At 71.4% G+C, this 18748-nt stretch carries 21 protein-coding genes; 13 read left to right on the top strand and 8 right to left on the bottom strand.

Translation table 11 applies throughout. The features are described from left to right. Positions 1-5 precede the first annotated feature (5 nt). From DFJ66_RS28355 to DFJ66_RS28365, 3 genes are read left to right on the top strand one after another with little or no spacing between them, the layout of a single operon-like run. A complete protein-coding gene (locus tag DFJ66_RS28355; protein ID WP_121225478.1) occupies positions 6-668 on the top strand; it encodes a phosphotransferase in 663 nt (220 codons plus the stop codon). Between the two features lie 10 nt (positions 669-678). Continuing rightward, on the top strand, positions 679-2061 hold the full coding sequence (locus tag DFJ66_RS28360; RefSeq protein WP_121225480.1) for a WS/DGAT/MGAT family O-acyltransferase: 1383 nt from the start codon (positions 679-681) through the stop codon (positions 2059-2061). Next, entirely contained in the window at positions 2061-2552 is a 492-nt protein-coding gene (locus tag DFJ66_RS28365; RefSeq protein WP_121225482.1) for a DUF6912 family protein, read from the top strand. Before DFJ66_RS28360 ends, DFJ66_RS28365 begins: the two co-directional genes overlap by 1 nt. Before the next feature lie 74 nt (positions 2553-2626). Here the strand turns inward: DFJ66_RS28365 and DFJ66_RS28370 are convergent, their stop codons facing one another. After that, a complete protein-coding gene (locus tag DFJ66_RS28370; RefSeq protein ID WP_246029936.1) occupies positions 2627-2995 on the bottom strand; it encodes a VOC family protein in 369 nt (122 codons plus the stop codon). A 37-nt stretch (positions 2996-3032) separates the two neighbouring features. On the opposite strand from DFJ66_RS28370, the gene pruA reads away from it, so the two are divergent. Next, positions 3033-4658 carry an L-glutamate gamma-semialdehyde dehydrogenase gene (gene pruA, locus DFJ66_RS28375; RefSeq protein ID WP_121225486.1) on the top strand — a complete coding sequence of 542 codons (1626 nt, stop codon included), beginning with the start codon at positions 3033-3035 and terminating at the stop codon, positions 4656-4658. A 293-nt stretch (positions 4659-4951) separates the two neighbouring features. On the opposite strand, the gene rsgA is transcribed toward pruA, so the two are convergent. Further along, complete coding sequence (rsgA, locus tag DFJ66_RS28380) at positions 4952-5959, bottom strand: ribosome small subunit-dependent GTPase A (RefSeq protein WP_121231863.1); 1008 nt, start codon at positions 5957-5959, stop codon at positions 4952-4954. A gap of 2 nt (positions 5960-5961) precedes the next feature. Next, positions 5962-7227, bottom strand: coding sequence for a 3-phosphoshikimate 1-carboxyvinyltransferase (aroA, locus tag DFJ66_RS28385; protein ID WP_121225489.1), 1266 nt, complete (start codon positions 7225-7227; stop codon positions 5962-5964). 84 nt (positions 7228-7311) lie between these two features. On the opposite strand from aroA, the gene DFJ66_RS28390 reads away from it, so the two are divergent. The 3 genes from DFJ66_RS28390 to DFJ66_RS28400 are packed head-to-tail and all read left to right on the top strand — an operon-like array spanning position 7312 to position 9297. Continuing rightward, a complete protein-coding gene (locus tag DFJ66_RS28390; protein ID WP_121225491.1) occupies positions 7312-8073 on the top strand; it encodes an SOS response-associated peptidase in 762 nt (253 codons plus the stop codon). Next, positions 8070-8681, top strand: a complete 612-nt coding sequence (locus DFJ66_RS28395) for an alpha/beta hydrolase family protein (protein WP_121225493.1) — start codon at positions 8070-8072, stop codon at positions 8679-8681. The genes DFJ66_RS28390 and DFJ66_RS28395 overlap by 4 nt, the downstream gene beginning before the upstream one ends. 34 nt (positions 8682-8715) lie before the next feature. Continuing rightward, positions 8716-9297: a hypothetical protein gene (locus tag DFJ66_RS28400; protein WP_147459382.1), complete on the top strand. Its 582-nt coding sequence runs from the start codon at positions 8716-8718 to the stop codon at positions 9295-9297. Here DFJ66_RS28400 and ybaK read toward each other — a convergent pair. Then, the gene (gene ybaK / locus DFJ66_RS28405) at positions 9294-9770 is read right to left on the bottom strand and encodes a Cys-tRNA(Pro) deacylase (RefSeq protein WP_121225497.1); all 477 of its coding nucleotides are present in this window, start codon (positions 9768-9770) and stop codon (positions 9294-9296) included. The genes DFJ66_RS28400 and ybaK overlap by 4 nt on opposite strands. Before the next feature lie 240 nt (positions 9771-10010). On the opposite strand from ybaK, the gene DFJ66_RS28410 reads away from it, so the two are divergent. Both DFJ66_RS28410 and rsrA read left to right on the top strand, forming a co-directional pair. Then, positions 10011-10610 carry a sigma-70 family RNA polymerase sigma factor gene (locus DFJ66_RS28410; RefSeq protein WP_121225499.1) on the top strand — a complete coding sequence of 200 codons (600 nt, stop codon included), beginning with the start codon at positions 10011-10013 and terminating at the stop codon, positions 10608-10610. Beyond that, on the top strand, positions 10607-10915 hold the full coding sequence (rsrA, locus tag DFJ66_RS28415) for a mycothiol system anti-sigma-R factor (protein ID WP_121225501.1): 309 nt from the start codon (positions 10607-10609) through the stop codon (positions 10913-10915). The genes DFJ66_RS28410 and rsrA overlap by 4 nt, the downstream gene beginning before the upstream one ends. Before the next feature lie 61 nt (positions 10916-10976). Here rsrA and DFJ66_RS45495 read toward each other — a convergent pair whose 3' ends face one another. Beyond that, positions 10977-11051: a 50S ribosomal protein bL37 gene (locus DFJ66_RS45495; RefSeq protein WP_096498094.1), complete on the bottom strand. Its 75-nt coding sequence runs from the start codon at positions 11049-11051 to the stop codon at positions 10977-10979. 127 nt (positions 11052-11178) lie between these two features. Between DFJ66_RS45495 and DFJ66_RS28425 the strand changes: the two genes are divergently transcribed. After that, on the top strand, positions 11179-12657 hold the full coding sequence (locus DFJ66_RS28425) for a PAS domain-containing sensor histidine kinase (RefSeq protein WP_121225504.1): 1479 nt from the start codon (positions 11179-11181) through the stop codon (positions 12655-12657). Between the two features lie 583 nt (positions 12658-13240). On the opposite strand, the gene DFJ66_RS28430 is transcribed toward DFJ66_RS28425, so the two are convergent. Beyond that, positions 13241-13495, bottom strand: a complete 255-nt coding sequence (locus DFJ66_RS28430) for a WhiB family transcriptional regulator (RefSeq protein WP_015104912.1) — start codon at positions 13493-13495, stop codon at positions 13241-13243. 243 nt (positions 13496-13738) lie between these two features. After that, the gene (locus DFJ66_RS28435; protein ID WP_121225506.1) at positions 13739-14689 is read right to left on the bottom strand and encodes a diacylglycerol/lipid kinase family protein; all 951 of its coding nucleotides are present in this window, start codon (positions 14687-14689) and stop codon (positions 13739-13741) included. 255 nt (positions 14690-14944) lie between these two features. Here DFJ66_RS28435 and DFJ66_RS28440 point away from each other — a divergent pair, with 255 nt between their 5' ends. The 3 genes from DFJ66_RS28440 to DFJ66_RS28450 all read left to right on the top strand — a co-directional run bounded on the left by DFJ66_RS28440 (position 14945) and on the right by DFJ66_RS28450 (position 17810). Further along, positions 14945-15337 (top strand): hypothetical protein, encoded by a 393-nt coding sequence (locus DFJ66_RS28440; RefSeq protein WP_246029937.1) that lies wholly within the window; start codon positions 14945-14947, stop codon positions 15335-15337. A gap of 733 nt (positions 15338-16070) precedes the next feature. Beyond that, entirely contained in the window at positions 16071-16811 is a 741-nt protein-coding gene (locus tag DFJ66_RS28445; protein ID WP_121225510.1) for a S1 family peptidase, read from the top strand. Positions 16812-17015: 204 nt separating this feature from the next. Further along, a complete protein-coding gene (locus DFJ66_RS28450) occupies positions 17016-17810 on the top strand; it encodes an SAM-dependent methyltransferase (protein WP_246029938.1) in 795 nt (264 codons plus the stop codon). Here DFJ66_RS28450 and DFJ66_RS28455 read toward each other — a convergent pair. Then, on the bottom strand, positions 17783-18238 hold the full coding sequence (locus tag DFJ66_RS28455) for a MarR family transcriptional regulator (protein WP_170199713.1): 456 nt from the start codon (positions 18236-18238) through the stop codon (positions 17783-17785). The two genes, DFJ66_RS28450 and DFJ66_RS28455, sit on opposite strands and share 28 nt — an antisense overlap. Positions 18239-18748 lie beyond the last annotated feature (510 nt).

Here is an 18748-nt window from a genome sequence, read left to right on the forward strand (position 1 = left end):
GTCACATGACCCCGCGCGACGAGGCGCACCGTCTGTTGGCCAGCGGCCGGGAGGCGGACGTCTACCTGCGTCCGGACGGCCTGCTGCTCAAACGCAGCCGCACCGGTCGTGACCTGCGGCAAGAGGCCAAGCTGATGCGCCACCTCAGCGCGCACGGCATCCCGGTGCCCCGCGTCGAGCACGCCGAGGGCACGGACCTGGTCATGGAGTACGTCCCCGGCCCGCGCATGTCGCAGGAGCTGGACGCCAAGCCGTGGCGCGCGGGCGCCCTCGGCCGCGAGCTGGCCGACCTGCACCGCAGGCTCGACGACGTCCCCGCCCCCGACTTCCTCGACGGAGAGGGGGACGGCTGCCTGCTCCACCTCGACCTGCACCCGGGCAACGTCGTGCTCGGCCCGTCCGGTCCGGTGGTCGTGGACTGGGCCAACGCGACCAGGGGCGACCGGAAGGTGGACGTCGCCCTGAGCTGGCTGGCCATCGCCGTCGCCCCGCTGCGCCCGTTCAAGCGGCTGGCGAGGACCCGCCTGGTGAAGGCGTTCCTGTCGAACGTGGACGTCGAGGTGCGCAAGGCCATGCCCGCCGCCGCCGCGATCCGGCTCGCCCGGCACGCCCGGGACGCCGCCGAGGTGGACGCGGTGAACCGGCTCGTCGCCCGCTGCAGCGACTAGCCTGGGCCGCATGCCCGACCGACTCTCCGCGCTGGACGCCTCGTTCCTGTACCTGGAGGACTCCACGACGCCGATGCACGTCGGTGGGGTCGCGGTGTTCCGGCGGCCGAAGGCGGGCTTCGACTACGACCGGCTGGTCGACCTGATCGAGCAGCGGCTGTCGCTGGTGCCGCGCTACCGGCAGAAGGTCGTGCACGTGCCCGGCCGGCTGGCCCGCCCGGTGTGGGTGGACGACCCGGACTTCGACGTCACCTACCACGTGCGCCGCTCCGCGCTGCCCAAGCCGGGCACCGACCAGCAGCTGCACGACCTGGTGGCCCGCCTGATGTCCCGGCCGCTGGACCACTCCCGGCCGCTGTGGGAGATCTACCTGGTCGAAGGACTGGCCCGCAACCGCACCGCGGTGGTCACCAAGACCCACCAGGCCGTGGTGGACGGGATCGGCGCGCCCGAGATCGGCCAGGTCATCCTGGACGTCTCGCCCACGCCGCGCCCGCCGGTGGAGTCGCTGTGGATGCCGCAGCCCGAGCCCAGCTCGCTGCAGCTGGTCGCGGACGCCGTGGCCGAGGTCGTGCAGCGGCCCGGTGAGCTGGTGGAGAACGTCCGCTCGGCCGCGATGGACACCGTGGCCACGGTCCGCAAGGTCGCGGGCGCGCTGGGCGGGTTGGCGTCGGCGGTCCGCACCGCCGCGACCCCGGCCCCGGGCAGCCCGCTGAACGTGCGGATCTCGCCGCAGCGCCGGTTCGCCGTCGCCCGTGCCAAGCTGGACGACCTGCGTGCCATCCGCCGCACCCACGGCGGCACCGTCAACGACGCCGTCCTGGCCGTCCTGTCCGGGGCGATGCGCACCTGGCTGCTCTCGCGCGGCGAGGTCGTCACCGGCCACACGACCATCCGTGCCATGGCCCCGATGTCGGTGCGCGACGACGACCAGAGCGCCAACAAGGTGTCGGCGTACCTGGTGGACCTGCCGGTCGGGGAGCCCAACCCGGTCGTGCGGCTGCACCACGTCAGCCACGCGATGCGCGCGCACCAGGAGTCCGGGCACTCCGTGGCCGCCGAGACCCTGGTCCGGTTCTCCGGGTTCGCCCCGCCGACCCTGCACGCCCTGGGCGCGCGGGCGGCGAGCTCGTTCTCGCGGCGGCTGTTCAACGTGGTGGTGACCAACGTGCCCGGTCCCCAGGTGCCGTTGTACGCGGCGGGCGCGAAGATGATCGAGATGTTCCCGGTCGTGCCCCTGGCGAAGAACCAGGCCCTGTCGATCGGGGTCACGTCCTACGACGGCGGGCTGTACTTCGGCCTCAACGCCGACCGGGACGCGATGTCCGATGTGGACGTCCTCGCGGCGATGGTCGAGGAGTCGGTGGAGGAACTGATGGGAACGGTGTCTTGATGAGGGTGTACCTCCCGGCGACCGTGGCGATGCTGCGCGACCTGGTGGAACAGGGCGAGTTCGCGCCCGTGGGCGGCACCGGCTTCGCGCTGACCCCCGCGCTGCGCGAGTCCTACGCGACCGGCGACACCGAGGAGCTGGAGTACTCGGCGATGCTCGACGCGGCCCGCGCGTCGCTGCGGCTGATCGCGAACGAGGACAAGGGCGTGCCCCGGCGCGCGGTGGTGTCGGCGGACGTGGACGAGGTGAAGCTGCGGCCGGACCTGGACTTCTCCGTGGTGAAGGTGACCGGGTCGGTGCCGCTGAAGAAGATCGCCGCGATCCACCTGGACACCTCCGACGCCGAGGACGCCGTGCGCGACGCCGCCGAGGTGGTGGACGCGGCCGACCTGGGCGACCCGGACGCGGAGTTCACGCTGGGCGAGGCCGAGGACCACGAGCTGGCCTGGTACGCGCCGCAGGAGCTGCCGTTCCTGCTGGAGCTGATGTAGGGGCTGGGCTGATACAGCCGCTGGAGCTGACGTCGGGGTTGGGGCTGATGTAGCGGCTGGGGCTCGGGGTGGCGTCACATCCCGGGGGCGGGTTCCCACAGCTCGACCCGGTTGCCCTCCGGGTCGACGACCCAGCCGAACTTGCCGTACTCGGAGTCCTCGGTCTGCGGGAGGACCTCGACGTTGCGCGCGCGCAGCCGCGTGAGCAGGGCGTCGAGGTCGTCCACCCGGAAGTTCAGCATCGCCCGCTGGCCGGGTTCGCCGAAGTACTCGGTGTCGTGGGCGAACAACGCGAACGTCGTGGTCTCCTCGGCGGACCAGTGGAAGGTCACCGCGCCGTGGTCGGACATCGGCACGCCGAGGTGCTCGCGGTACCACCCGGCCAGCCGAACCGGGTTGCGCGCACGCAGGAACACCCCGCCGATGCCGGTCACTTTCGCCACGGCTGCGCACCGTACTACCGCGTGCCACGATGACGGCATGGACGCGGTCACCTCCGTACCTGTGCCGACCAACGAACCCGTCCGCGCCTACGCGCCCGGTTCCCCCGAACGCGAGTCGCTGCGCCGCCGGGTCGCGTCGCTGGAGGGCCAGTCGCACGAGCTGACCATGACCATCGGCGGGGTGGAGCGGATGGCCGGTGGCGACCGCGTCGACGTGGTGCAGCCCCACGACCACCGGCACGTCCTCGGCGTCACGGCCCAGGCCACGCACCAGGACGTCGCGGACGCCGTCACCGCCGCCCGCGCCGCCGCTCCCGCGTGGCAGGAGCTGTCGTTCGACGAGCGCGCCGCCGTGCTGCTGCGGGCGGCGGACCTGCTGGCCGGGCCGTGGCGGGACACCCTGAACGCGGCCACGATCCTGGGCCAGTCCAAGTCCGTGCAGCAGGCCGAGATCGACGCGGCGTGCGAGCTGATCGACTTCCTGCGCTTCAACGTCCACTTCGCGCGGGGACTCCTGGCCGAGCAGCCGCGGTCGGGACCCGGCCAGTGGAACCGCTTCGACCACCGGCCGTTGGACGGTTTCGTCGTGGCCATCACGCCGTTCAACTTCACCGCCATCGCCGGCAACCTGCCGCTCGCGCCGGCGCTGATGGGCAACACGGTGGTGTGGAAGCCGTCGCCGACCCAGCAGTTGGCGGCGCACCACACCATGCGCCTGCTGGAGGCGGCCGGCCTGCCGCCCGGGGTGGTCAACATGGTGACGGGGGACGGGCAGGCGGTGAGCGAGGTGGCGTTGGCGGATCCCGGGTTCGCGGGCCTGCACTTCACCGGCTCGACTCGGACGTTCAAGGCGTTGTGGCGCGCGATGGCCGCCAACCTGGACACCTACCGGTCGTACCCGAGGGTGGTGGGGGAGACGGGCGGCAAGGACTTCGTGGTCGCCCACCCGTCCGCGGACCCCGGGGCGTTGGTGACCGCGCTGGTGCGCGGGGCTTTCGAGTACCAGGGGCAGAAGTGCTCGGCGGCGTCACGGGCTTACATCGCGCGGTCGGTGTGGTCGTCGGTGCGGGACCAGCTGGTGGACGTCACGAAGTCGTTGTCGTACGGGGATGTCACGGACTTCAGCCACTTCGGCGGGGCCGTGATCGACGCTCGGGCCTTCGCCAAGCACCAGGACGCCCTGGCTGCGGCTCGGTCTGATGACACCGTTGAGGTGCTGGTGGGCGGGGGTTGCGACGACTCGGTGGGGTACTTCGTCGAGCCGACTGTGCTGGTCGGGTCCGATCCGCGGAACGACATCTTCACGACGGAGTTCTTCGGCCCGATCCTGTCGGTGTTCGTGTACGAGGACGAGGACTTCGAGGACATCCTGGACGTGGTGGACACCTCGACCCCGTACGCCTTGACGGGGTCGGTGTTCGCCACGGACCGGGTCGCGATCGAGCGGGCGGGCAGGGCGTTGCGGTTCGCGGCGGGGAACTTCTACGTCAACGACAAGCCGACGGGTGCGGTGGTGGGGCAGCAGCCCTTTGGTGGTAGCCGGGGGTCTGGCACCAACGACAAGGCGGGTTCCGCGTTCAACCTGCTGCGGTGGACGAGCCCGAGGACGATCAAGGAGACCTTCGTCCCACCGACCGACCACACTTACCCGCACATGGCTTGAGGCGAAGAGCTAAGAGCGAAGAGCGAGAGCTAAAAGCGAAGAGCGAAAAGCGGCGCTCGCCGCTGGGCAGGCCCCCGGGGGTGGAAGGGCGTCGGTTTCTTCCCCCCGTACGGCCTGCCGGAGGCAACCACCCTTGGCCCGTTTCCGCAACCGGTAAAGCTGGTTGCGGAAACGGGCCAAGCGCGGTTGGGCTTCGCCCAGGCCGTACGGGGGGAAGAAACCGAGGCCCTTCCCGTGGCTGGCAGCCCATCGGCTCGCGCCTGCGGCGTGAAGAGCGGCTGGGTGGCGGGGGGTTAGTCGTACTCCTCGAGCTTGCCGCGCGACTCCAGCAGCCGACGCAAGGACGCCAACCGGCCCGGTGACGCCTCCCCGGTCGTGACCAGCTCGTCCAGCATGCAGTCCGGGTCTTCCGGTGGACCCAGGTGGCCGCAGCCGGACGGGCACTCCTCGGCCATCTCCTTCATGTCCGGGAACGCGCGCACGATGTCGTCCGGGGTGATGTGGGCCAGGCCGAAGGACCGGATGCCCGGCGTGTCCACGGCCCACCCGCCCTCGGGCAGCGGCAGGGCGACGGCCTGCGTGGACGTGTGCCGGCCCTTGCCGACTCCGCTCACCACGCCCACGGCCCGGTTCGCGTCCGGCACCAGCTTGTTCACCAGTGTCGACTTGCCGACACCGGAGTGCCCGATGAGCGCGGAGACCTTGTCCACCATGCGTTCCCGCAAGTCCGCCGGGTCCACGTCGGATCGGGTCACCACCACCGGGACGTTCAGCTCCTCGTACGCCGCCAGCAGTTCGTCCGGGGACGCCAGGTCGGACTTCGTCAAGCACAGCAACGGTTCCAGGCCGCCGGCGTAGGCCGCGACCAGGCACCGGTCGATGAAACCCCGCCTCGGCTCGGGTGCGGCCAGGGCCGACACGATCACGAGCTGGGCCGCGTTGGCGACCACCACCCGTTCGAACGGGTCCGTGTCGTCGGCGGTCCGGCGCAGGACCGAGCTGCGTTCCTCCACGCGCACGATGCGGGCCAGGGTGTCGGGTGCGCCGGACGTGTCGCCGACCAGCCCCACCCGGTCGCCCACGACGACCGGGGTTCGGCCCAGCTCCCGGGCCCGCATGGCGGTGACCAGGCGGTCCGGGTCTTCCTCGACCGCGCACGTCCACCGGCCCCGGTCCACGCCGACGACCATCGCGGGCACCGCGTCCGAGTGCTCGGGGCGGCGCTTGCTGCGGGGGCGGGTGCCCTTGCCCGGTCGCACGCGCACGTCGGACTCGTCCAGCCGCCGCCAGTCCCGCGCCACGGTCAGCGCGCTCCGAGCATCGCGGCCCACATCCCCGGGAAGTCGGGGATCGTCTTCGTCGTCGACCCGATGTCGTCCACGGCCACCCCGGCGACGACCAGGCCGATGATCGCGCCGGCGGTCGCCATGCGGTGGTCGGCGTAGGCCTGCCACACGCCGCCGTGCAGCGGGCGCGGGGTGATGATCAGGCCGTCCTCGGTCTCGGTGGCGTCGCCGCCCAGGCGGTTGACCTCGGCGGCGAGCGCGGCGATGCGGTCGGTCTCGTGGCCGCGGATGTGGGCGACGCCCCGGATGTGCGTGCGGCCCTGCGCCAGTGCCGCCAGGGCGACCACGGTCGGGGTCAGCTCGCTCTCGTCGCGCAGGTCGATGTCCACGCCGGTCAGGCGGTCCGGGCCCCGGACGGTCAGGCCGCGGGCGTCCACGGTGGCGGTGCAGCCGAAGCGCTCCAAGATGTCCTTCACGGCCGCGCCGGGCTGGGTGGTCGCCGCGGGCCAGCCGGGGATGGTGACCTCGCCGCCGGTGACGGCCGCCGCCGCCAGGAACGGCATCGCGTTGGACAGGTCCGGTTCCACCGCGTACTCGCGGGCCGCGATCGGGCCGGGTTCGACGCGCCACACGTTCGGCGTCGCGTCGTCCACGGCCACGCCCGCCTCGCGCAGCATGGTCACCGTCATCTCGATGTGCGGCAGGGACGGGACGGGCTTGCCGTCGTGCACGACGGTCACCCCGCTCTCGTACCGGGCGCCCGACAGCAGCAGGCCGGACACGAACTGCGAGGACGCCGACGCGTCGATCGTCACCTCGCCACCGGGCAGGCCGCCCTTGCCGTGCAGGGTGAACGGCAGCGCCTCGCCGTCGATGTCCGCGCCCAGCGCGCGCAGCGCGTCCAGGATCGTGCCCATCGGTCGGGTCCGCGCGTGCTCGTCGCCGTCGAAGACGACCTCGCCCACGGCCAGCGCGGCGGCGGGCGGCAGGAACCGCATGACCGTGCCCGCCAGACCGCAGTCGACCGCCGCCGGGCCGTGCATCGGCGACGGCGTGACCAGCCACGACCCGTCCGGACCGTCGGTGATCCCCACACCCAGCGAGCGCAGCGCGGCGGCCATCAGCTTGGTGTCGCGGCTGCGCAGCGGGGCGTGCAGCGTGGACGGGCCGTCGGCGAGCGCGGCCAGGACCAGGGCGCGGTTGGTGATCGACTTGGAGCCGGGCACGGGTACCGTCGCGTGCACGGGGCCGTCGGCGGTGGGAGCGGACCACTGCTGAGTCATGGCCTGATGATTCCGCATCGGGTGGTCGACGGCTCGCACCGGGCGTTGCGACGTGCGACGATGACCATTCGGAGGTGATCGGTTGTGTGCGGCAGGTACGCCTCCACCAAGAACCCGGCCCTGCTGGCGGCGGAGTTCGACGCGGTGGACGGCACCGAGGGCGATGCCCCCTCCCCCGACTACAACGTGGCACCCACCAAGCAGGTGCTCGCGGTCGTCGAACGCCACCCCCGCGACGACGAGGGCGAACCCGACCCGGACGTGGTCGAGCGCAGCATCCGCGTCATGCGGTGGGGCCTGGTGCCGCACTGGGCCAAGGACCTGTCCGGCGCGGCGAAGATGATCAACGCGCGGGCGGAGAGCGTGCTGGACAAGCCCGCCTACCGCGACTCGGCGGCCAAGCGGCGCTGCCTGATCCCCGCCGACGGCTGGTACGAGTGGCAGCCCGGTGAGGGCCGCAAGCAGCCGTACTTCATCAACCCCGGCGACGGGTCGAGCCTGGCGATGGCGGGCATCTGGTCGGTGTGGTGGCAGCAGGACGGCGACGAGCGCAAGCCGATCATCACCTGCGCCGTGCTGACCACCGACGCCATCGGCGAGATGACCCAGGTCCACCACCGCATGCCGCTGGTGCTCCCGCGCGACCGCTGGCACGACTGGCTCAACCCCGACAGCACCGACCCGAAGGCGCTGCTGACCCCGGACCTCGACCTGGTGAACTCGCTGGAGCTGCGCCCGGTGTCGATGAAGGTCAACAGCATCAAGAACAACGACCCGTCTCTGATGGAACGCGTGTCGCTGACCGAGGACCAGGCGCCCGAACCCACCCTGTTCGAGCTGAAATGACCTCTCGGACCGTCGAGACGCCGTACGGCCCGGCACGGGCCGAACTGCACTGCGCCCCCGAGGGGCGGGCGGCCCTGCTGCTCGGGCACGGCGCGGGCGGCGGCATCGCGGCACCCGATCTGGTGGCCGCCACGCGGGCGGCGGTCGACGCGGGCGTGCACGTGGCCCTGGTCGAGCAGCCCTACCGGGTGGCCGGCCGCCGCGCTCCCGCACCCGCGAAGCAGTTGGACGCGGCGTGGCTGGCGGTGGCCGAGGACCTGGGCGAGACGTGGTTCGACGAGGTGCCGCTGCTGTTCGGCGGCCGGTCGTCGGGGGCGCGGGTGGCGTGCCGGACGTCGGCGGAGGGCCAGGCGGTGGCGGTGCTGTGCCTGGCGTTCCCCGTGCACCCGCCGGGCAAGCCGGAGAAGTCCCGGCTGGACGAGCTGGACGGCGTCGAAGTGCCCGCCCTGGTCGTGCAGGGCGAAACCGACCCGTTCGGCCGTCCTGAGCCGGCCCACCACCGGGAAGTGGTGCTGCTCAAGGGCGACCACAACCTGAAGGCGGACCTGGAGGGCGTGCACCGGGCCGTGGCCGAGTGGTTGGCCCGCATTCTGCGTCCGTTGGACTGATCCATTCGATGACCGGTTCGGGCACACTTCCGGCATGGGGGTTGTGACGTTCGTTCGGATCTCGATGGCATCGCTGTTCGCGGTCGCCGCGTTGGCGCTGTGGAAAGCGGAAGACCCGATGGTGGTGGCCGGAACCGCCACCACGCCGTTCGCGGAGCCGGACGCGGCGCAGGTCGAGGCCCGCCGGTGCGTGAGCTCCGTCTCGCAGAGCCCCGGCGCGCCGCACGTCGCCGGTCCCGGCCTGGCGGGTGGCGGACGGGTGGCGGCCGTCGTCGGGTCGCCCACGGAGTTCCAGTTCTGCGCCCACCTGCAACAACGCACGCTCGGCGCCTTCCACCCGCGGCCCGCGGCCGACGTCGTCCTGGCGCCGTACCAGTACCCCGGCCTCAGCGACGACCCCGTCCGGTTCGGCTACGGGTCCGTGCGCGGCGACGTCGCCGAGGTGGTCGCCCGGACCCCGTCGGGCCAGGTCTTCCGGGCGCAGATCCGGGACGGCCTGTTCCTGGTCGACCTCCTCGGGGTGCCCGAGGAGGTGTTCGACGAGGTCGTCTACGTGGCGCGGGACTTCCGTGGCCGCGTGGTGTTCGAGGGGCGCGCGATCCCGCTCAAGTCCTAGGCGGCGATGTCCGCCACGACCGCCTGGGTGAGCCTGACCAGCTCGTCCGGCGCGATCTCGACCTCCAGCCCCCGGCGGCCCGCGGAGCAGTAGATGGTGTCGAAGGAGCGCGCGGAGGCGTCCAGGACCAGCGGCAGGCGCTTCTTCTGCCCGAGCGGCGAGATGCCGCCCGCCACGTAGCCGGTCGCCCGTTCCGCCGCCGCGACCTCGGCCATCTTGGCCTTCTTGCCGCCGACCGCCGCCGCCAGCGCCTTCAGGTCCAGCTGGCCCGTGACGGGAACCACACCCACGGCCAGCTTGCCGTCCACCTCGGCCACCAGGGTCTTGAACACCCGTTCGGGTGCGATGCCCAGCGCTTCGGCGGCTTCCAGGCCGTACGACTCGTGGCGGGGGTCGTGGTCGTAGGCGTGCAGCTTGTGAGCCACCTTCTGCTTGTCCAGCAACGCGGTGGCGGGCGTACCACGTCCGGCCATGAGCGCGGACCCTAGCGGATCACCGGGAATGTCGGCGCACGGGTTTGCGTTCTCCCAGGCGTGGCAACCGAGGTGATGGAACAGCAGGTCAGCAGGCCCGTCGGGGCGCGACCGCCGCGTGGCTCGGCTCACTGCCGTCCGGGCGACCGCCGCGTATCCTCGAACGCGTCCCAGACAGCTTCGACCACCAAGCGGTGGGAAGGGAGCGCGGTGCCAGCCACGCGAACGCAGGACACGCCCATGGCGGACGAGACCACGGCCGAGCGTGCGGCGAGGTTCGAACGCGACGCGATGCCGCTGCTCGACCAGCTGTACTCGGCGGCCCTGCGGATGACCCGCAACCCGGCGGACGCCGAGGACCTGGTCCAGGAGACCTACCTCAAGGCCTACGCGGCCTTCGCGTCCTTCTCGGAGGGCACGAACCTCAAAGCCTGGCTGTACCGCATCCTGACGAACACCTACATCAACGGGTACCGCAAGAAGCAGCGCCAGCCGCTCCAGCAGCCGACCGACGAGATCACGGACTGGCAGCTGGCGCAGGCGGAGAGCCACACGTCCACCGGCCTGCGCTCGGCCGAGATGGACGCGATGGACCGCCTGCCCGACTCGGACGTCAAGGAAGCCCTCCAGCGGCTCCCGGAGGAGTTCCGCATCGCGGTGTACCTGGCGGACGTCGAGGGCTTCGCCTACAAGGAGATCGCAGACATCATGGGCACCCCGATCGGCACCGTGATGTCCCGGTTGCACCGGGGCCGCAGGCAGCTTCGCGACCAGTTGGCCGACGTCGCCCGGGAGCGCGGCTTCCTCCGCGGCGCCCAGCAGGAGGTGGCGGGTCGATGAGCTGCGGCGAACCGCACGAGACGGACTGCTCCGAGGTCCTGTCCGAGGTCTGGCTGTTCCTGGACCACGAGTGCGACCAGAAGCGGCGGGAGCTGCTCCAGACGCACCTGGAGGAGTGCCACCCGTGCTTGGAGGAGTACGGGATCGAGGAGCACCTCAAGGCCCTGCTCGCGAAGAAGTGCGGCGGCGAACACGCGCCGGAGGAGCTGAAACGCAGGCTTCGGGCCCGGATCCGGGAGACGACGTCGGACGGTCGCGTGGACGTGTCGCTGGACGTCGAGATCACGACCAAGACCGACGCCTAGACCATGAGCGAAGGCCCCGGAGCACGGTGCTCCGGGGCCTTCGCGCACGCCAGGGTGTGACTCAGGCGTTGGGGCGCTTCCCGTGGTTGGCGCCGCCCTTCTTGCGGTCGCGGCGCTTGCGGGCACGCTTCGACATGGGGATCTCCTCATAGCTCAGACTGCTTCCCCACAGTGTCTCACCCGGCCACCCGCACCGGCCGCCGGGCCTGGACCGTGATTGGATTGGGGCTGCCGAACGCCGCTGCCCGGGAAGGGGTTGCCCCCTGTCCACGCTCACCGACCTGCTGGCTGAACACACCAAGCTGTCCGGTTCGGCCGTCGACCACCTCCAGCTCGTGGTGGCCGAGTGGCAGTTGCTGTCCGACCTGTCCTTCGCCGACTTCCTGCTGTGGGTGCCGCTGGACGAGTCCACGTTCCTGTGCGTCGCCCAGGCCCGTCCGACCACCGCGCCCACGGCGCACCCGGAGGACGTGGTGGGCAGCACCGTGGACGTCGAGGAGCACCCGCAGCTGCGCCGCGCCATGACCGAGTCGCGCATCTGCCGTGAGGAGGACCCGCGCTGGCACCTGGGCGTTCCCGTGCGCCGTGAGGCCATCCCGGTGCGCCTGGGCCGCGACGTCATCGCGGTGCTCAGCCGGAACACGAACCTGGCTGTGCCGCGCGTGCCGAGCCCGCTGGAGATCTCCTACCTGGGCAGCGCGGCCGACCTGTGCCAGATGATCTCGGACGGGACGTTCCCCACCACCGAGCCGTCACCGGACGTGCACACCAGCCCGCGCGTCGGCGACGGCCTGATCCGCCTGGACGCCTCCGGCGCCGTGGTGTTCGCCAGCCCGAACGCGCTGAGCGCCTACCACCGCATGGGCCACGCGTCCGACCTGGTCGGGGTGCACCTCGCGCCGCTGACGCGGTCGCTGATCGGGGACCCGTTCGACGCCACCGAGGTCGCCCAGCGGATCCGGATGGCGCTGGACGGGCAGCCCAGCATGCGCATCGAGGCCGAGAGCAGGCGCGGCGCGGCGGTGCTGTTCCGGGCGCTGCCGCTGCGGCCGCGGGGTAGCGCCGCGGGTGCGTTGGTGCTGTGCCGGGACGTGACGGAGGTGCGGCGGCGGGACCGGGCGCTGCTGTCCAAGGACGCCACGATCCGCGAGATCCACCACCGGGTGAAGAACAACCTCCAGACCGTGGCCGCGCTGCTGCGCCTCCAGAGCCGCCGGACCAGCAGCGAGGAGGCGCGGGAGGCGCTGGCGGAGTCGGTGCGGCGGGTCACGTCGATCGCGATGGTGCACGAGACGCTGTCGATGTCCGTGGACGAGCGGGTCGACCTGGACGACGTCGTGGACAAGGTCATCCCGATGATGTCCGACGTGGCCGCCACCGAGTCGCAGGTGGTGGTGCGGCGGGAGGGGCCGTTCGGGATCGTGCCGGCGGAGTTGGCCACGCCGTTGGTGATGGTGTTGACGGAGCTGGTGCAGAACGCGTTCGAGCACGCTTACGCCGCTGGTCAGCGGGGTGAGGTGGTCGTGCACGCGGAGCGGTCGGCGAAGTACCTGGACGTGGTCATCTCCGACGACGGCAAGGGCCTGCCGCCGGGGTTCTCGCTGGAGCGGACCGACCGGCTCGGGTTGCAGATCGTGCGGACCCTGGTGGAGTCCGAGCTGCGGGGGAGCCTCAGCCTGCGGCGACGCCCCAAGGGCGGCACGGAAGCCGTGCTCCGCGTGCCCCTGCGGCCCCGGCGCTGACGCTCTTAGAGGCGCTTCGCTTCCTCTTTCGCGCTGGCGCGCTCTCAAGCGGTCGCGCCGGCGCGCTCTCAAGATCAAAAGCTGAAAGCGGCGCTCGCCGCGCGGCAGGCCCCCGGGGGTGGAAGGGCGTCGGTTTCTTCCCCCGTACGGCCTGCCGGAGGCAACCACGTTCGGCCCGTTGGTGCAACCGGTGAAGCGTGGTTGCACAAACGGGTCGAACGTGGTTGGGCTGCGCCCAGGCCGTACGGGGGAAGAAACCGAGGCCCTTCCTCTGGGCTAGGCAGCCCGAGGCGCGCCTGCGGCGCGGAAAGGCGGCGGGCAGGTGGTGCGAGCGGCGAGAGCGAGAGGCGGGGGGCAGGTGGTGCGAGCGGCGAGAGCGGCGTGGCGCTGAACCCGGGTTCGGCGCTGGTGAGCACCCCTGCGGGGGCGTTGTAAGGCCGGCGTTAGACTTGGGACGTGCACACGTGACGACCTACCTCAGCGGAGTCACGTGGTCATGCGGGAGGGTGTGCAACACAACGAAAGAGCCCGACACCTGGCACGGTGTCGGGCTCTTTCTCTTAGGTGCTTGTGCGCAGGGCGCTCAGGCGTTGCTGCGGGCCCGGGTCCGGGCGTTGCGGCGCTTGAGGGCGCGGCGCTCGTCTTCGCTCATCCCGCCCCACACGCCGGCGTCCTGGCCGCTCTCCAGCGCCCACGCGAGGCAGTCGGAGACGACAGGGCAACGGCGGCAGACGGTCTTCGCCTCGGCGATCTGCAGGAGCGCAGGACCGCTGTTTCCCACGGGGAAGAACAGCTCGGGGTCCTCGTCGCGGCAGATCGCGCGGTGGCGCCAGTCCATTGGAACTACTCCTCAGCTAGGCGCGCGCGTCAAGGCGCGCCGGTCGTCAGCGGTCGGTTTTTGGGGTGCTTGTGAATGCTTTCACGAACGGCCCGGATGTCAAGGGGTTAGCACTGACCCGGTGGCCGAACTCACCCGAAAGATCGACTGAGTTCATCCAGGCTTTCACTCTTGGGTGTCTCCGCAGGCCACGACATCGCGGATGGGTAGCGACACGGTTACACCACGGTCACACAGCAGTGGTCACACGGCAACCGTGAGCGCCTTCGGCACCGACGTGAACTCCACCTCGGTGCAGAGGCCGAGCAGGTCCCCGTCCACCTGGAGGTTGACCGGCACCCGACTCGTCACCCGGACGAACTCGACATCGTCGCGACGCAGCAGGTTCCCGCCCTTGGGGTTCCCGTCCGTGGCCAAAAGATGCGTCACATAACGCGCGATCGTCGGCAGACCCATCGCGTGCAGCGCGAACACGCCCAGACCGCCGTCGAACGACGTGCTCGGGTTGAGGCGGATCGCCTTGTCACCGAGGTAGGTCCACGGGTCGGTGTTGGAGACGAACGCCAGTCGAACGCCTTCGAACGGCTCCTCGTCCGGGATGTGCACGGTGAGGTTCGCCGGGTGCCGGCGCTGGGTGACGTAACTGGCGAACGCGGCGCGCACGTAGAGGGCGGGGGAGGCCTCGCGACCCTTCGCGCGTTGCGCCTCGACACCGGCGACGACGTCGGCGTCCCAACCGACGCCCGCGTTGAAGGTGAACCAGCGGTCGTGCTGGTCGTCCGCGCCCGACCGGGCCGAGGAGACGTGCCCCAGGCCGACCTTGCGGCTCGTGCCGTGCTCGATGGCCTGCAGGAGGCGGTAGGTGGCCTCGACGGGGTCGCGCGGCAGCCCCAGCGCACCGGCGAAGACGTTGGCCGACCCGCCGGGCACCACGCCCAGCATCGGCACGCCCGGCCGCACGCCGTCGCGCAGCATGCCGTTGACGACCTCGTTCACGGTGCCGTCGCCGCCATGCGCCACGACCAGGTCATACCCGTCCAGCACGGCCTGCGCCGCGGCGTCCGCCGCGTGCCCGCGGTAGGTCGTCTCGACGATGTCGAGCTTCACATCGCTGGCCAGTGCGTGCGCCAGCACGTCCCGGCCGGCAGGCGTGGTCGCCGTCGCCTGCGGGTTGACCACCAGAAGTGCGCGCACTAGTGCAGAGTAGGACAGCGCGTGACCTCGGACAGGTCGCGCGTCACCCGGTAGGAGTGTTCTGAGCGCACGGAAGTGGCCTACATCTCCTTTCCGCGAACCTCTGCTGCCGCCCACCGACAAGTGCACCCCGGCCCGACCGCCGGCTTGCCGAAAGAGCTGCGTCGATCTTCGCCCCCGCGGCGGTCGAACGGGACTCGCCAACCGGGTGGCCTACGATGCGTGACGAGTACGCACGGTGAGGAAAGGCCCAGCGTGACGAAGGAAGAGCAGGTCCCGCGCGCGGTGCGCGGCGCAGGCGTGCTGACCGCGCTCCAGGGCCTCGCCGGGGTGGTCTTCGCGGTGGCGCTGGTGGTGCGGGCGTTCAGCGCACCGGAGGCCGGGAACGTGCTCGGCGAGGCCGCGTACTTCGCGGTGCTGGGCGCCGGCGTGGTCGCGACGGGCGGCGGGCTCGTGCTGGGCAAGCACTGGGCGCGGACGCCGTCGGTCGTGGTGCAGCTGCTGCTGCTCGGGGTCGCCTGGTACATGTACGGGCCGTCGGGGCGGCAGCTGTGGGGCGCGTTGCTCGGGCTGTACGTGGTCGGTGTGTTGGCGCTGCTGTTCAGCAACCCCGTGCGGCGGTGGGCGCTGGGGCTGGACGAGGACTGAGCGTGGACTGGGCGCGGACTGGCACGGACTCGCGCGGACTGGCGGCCGGGCTGGCGCGAGGCTGCCGGGCTGCTGCGGGCGGAGGACGCCGAGCGGGTGCTCGAGGTCGTGTCGATCGGCGAGCGGGAGTGCGCGTTGGACAACTTGGTGGCGTGCCTGGTGCGCGCCGGGTGACGCTGCCCGAGCCCGTGCGGGCGTAGATCCTCGCGGAGGCCGAAGCCCTGCCCATGCACGACCACATCGAGCCCGCCCTGCACTCTCGACCCGCTCCGCCCGTCCGGCCTACCTGATCACCCGCCCCGCCCGCCCCTCCACGTCCGCGCGCCCCGCCCCCCGGCCACGTCCGCCCGCCTTGCCCGCCCCGTCCGCCCGCCCCGCTCGCCTGCTCGCCCGGCCCGCGTGCTCGCCGAGCCCGCGTGATCGCTCTGCTCGCGTGATTGCCCGGCCCTTGATCGCTGGCCCCTCATCGCGCCCGGCCCACGTGATCGCCCTATTCACCCTCCAGCCGGGAAAATTTTCCTTCAGTCAACTAAAAATTTCAGTCGCGTCTAAGCATGCAAGGAGCGCGCGGGAGCGCACGTGTGCACGTTGAGCACGGCTGAGCGCCGCCATTCGGACCCAGACCATCGGCTGGGCGTGGGCCGACGAACGGCGGGTGTTCCCTGTCACTCGAACGAGTGACGCTGTGGGTGGTGATATCACCACTCCCTGCGTTCGTTGAGGTGACGAATCCATGCGACACAACCGCGCCCTGTCCGCGGTGGTCGGAGCAGCTACCGCGCTCCTGTCCGCACTCGCCCTGACCACCTTCGCCCCGGCCGCACAGGCGGAGGACGTCCAGCCCTACATCATCGGCGGCAGCTACGCGACCAACGCCCCCTGGGCGGCCCGGCTGTTCCGCGACGGCCGGCAGAACTGCTCCGCCACGATCATCGCCCCGCAGTGGGTCCTGACCGCCCAGCACTGCGTGGCCAGCTCCGGCACCTACACCTTCCGCATCGGCAGCCTGGACCAGACCACCGGCGGCACCCTCGCCACCGCCACCCGGATCATCCAGCACCCGTCGGTCGACCTCGCCCTCGCGCAGCTCGACCGGTCCGTCTCGGCCACCTACGCCCCACTGGGCACCACCACGGCGGTCCAGGTCGGCCAGACCGTCCAGCTCTACGGCTGGGGCGCGACCTGCACCGACCAGCCGGAGATCAACTGCCAGTCCCGCTACCTCAAGTACGCCAACACCCGCGTGACCTCGGTCAACGGCCGCGACTACCGCGGCGGCATCGCGATCTCGGTGACCCGCGTCGACGGCATCGCGGCGGGCGGCGACTCGGGCGGCCCGATGTTCGCCACCAGCCCGGTGGACGGCAAGTACTACCAGGTGGGCGTCGCCTCCACGAGTGACCGCTCCACCCGCTCGAACTACACCGCCGTCACCCGCTACCGCGACTGGATCCGGTCCTACGCCGGCGTGTGACGAAACGGCTCTCCGGCCGAGGGGGTTGACCCCTTCCCCTGCATCGCCCCCTCGGCCGGGGCACCACCGGGTTTGGATTTCGAGCGGTTCACCAGTCACAATCACCCTGCGTGTTCACGTTTGGCGGATGGACACGAACGGAGTAGCCGGATACGGTTCGGCGGGCTTTTCACGCGCTCCGGCAGCAGCAGGGTGAGGTGTGCGGTGCAGAACCCCCCGAGGAGGGTGTCGGCGAACGACGCCGAGCGCCCCAACGTGGCCAGGCTGTACGACTACTACCTCGGCGGCGCGCACAACTTCGCGGTGGACCGGGAGTTCGCCGAGCAGTCCATGAAGGTCATCCCGACCGCCGAGATGGTCCAGCACACGCGTGCCTTCCTGCGCCGCGCCGTCCGCGTGTGCGTGGCGGCGGGCATCCGCCAGTTCCTCGACCTCGGCTCGGGCATCCCCACCGCCGGCAACGTCCACGAGGTCGCCCAGCAGGTCGATCCGACGTGCCGAGTGGTGTACGTCGACAACGAACCCGCCACCGCCGCCCACGGCCGCACGATGCTGCGCGACAACCCCAACGTCGCCATGGCCGAGGCCGACCTGCGCGACCCGGACGCGGTGCTGAACTCGCCCGAGGCGCGGGCGCTGCTGGACCTGTCCGAGCCGGTGGCCGTGCTGATGGTCGCGATCCTGCCGTACTTGAGGGACGAGGACCGCCCCGCCGAACTGGTCGCCCGGTACCGCGAGGCGATGGCGCCCGGCAGCTACCTCGTGGTCAGCCACCTGACGGCGGACGTGCGGCCGGAGCTGGTGGAGAAGCTGGTCGCGGTGGCGGCCGAGACGATGACCCCGATCATGGCGAGGTCCCGGGAGGAGATCGAGCCCCTGTTGGAGGGCTTCGACCTCCTCGAGCCGGGACTGGTGCTGGCCACGCGGTGGCGCGGAGAGAGCGAGGCCGGGTCGGGCGCGGAGACGGTCAGCTACGGGGCGGTCGGCGTCCGCCGCTGAGCCTTGCTCGACGGGTCGCTCAACACGCGGGTCTGCTCCTTGAGCACCTCGATCGTGCGCACCACCCAGTCCTCGATGACGGCTTGCTGCTCGGGCGTGTAGCTGGCGGTCAACTCGTCCATCGCTTTGCTCAGCCCGTCGAACACGTCACCGAACACGCCCCGCACCGCCGAAACAACCACCCGTCGCCGGTCCTGCGGATCGGGATCCCGCCGCGCCAGGCCGGCGTCTTCAAGCCGATCAACCACTCCGGTGACCGCGCCAGGCGTGAGGTTGATCCGCTTGGCCAGATCCCCCGCCGTCATGGGCCCGTGCGCAGCCAACACCCCAAGCGCCCGCTGATCCACCGCCCCCACCCGAAGCCGCGCCCCGACCGCTTCGTGGAAGGCGACAACAGCGGTGCTCAGCTCACGACCCAGGGCGCTCATACCTCACACTTTACCGAGCCCAAAATTTCAGTACACTGAACTAAAAGTTTTAGACGACTGAAGGGTTGGCTGACTCGGGTCGGTGCGTGACGTGGCGGTGTGTCGGGGTTGTGGCACCGGCACGGGGTGCGTGCGTGTGGGGTGCGTGGGCGGGCGTTCGTGCGGGGGCGGGCGTGGGCGTGCATTGGTGCGGGGGCGACCGAGCTGCCGGGGTGGGCGTCGCATCTGCTGGGTACTGCCGGTGGCTTAGCCACGGTGTTGAGCCCTGTTGGGCGGTCGCCAACGTCGCACTGCGGCCCGTGCCGCGGTTCTGGGGCGTGCTGCGGGTGTGGGGCAGGGGCCCGGCGGAGTGGCGCGTGCTGGAGGTCTGGCGTGCCACGGACGCGGAGCTTGCTGCGGGTGTGGCGGCGCGAGCACGTTCGCCTGGCTCGTGCCGCAGGTGGGGTGCCGCAGTTGCCGCGCGTATCGAGGGGTGGCACGGGCGCCGCGGCGTAGGTCTTGAGCTGGTCC

The organism is Saccharothrix variisporea, from assembly GCF_003634995.1.
Classification (GTDB): Bacteria; Actinomycetota; Actinomycetes; order Mycobacteriales; family Pseudonocardiaceae; genus Actinosynnema; species Actinosynnema variisporeum.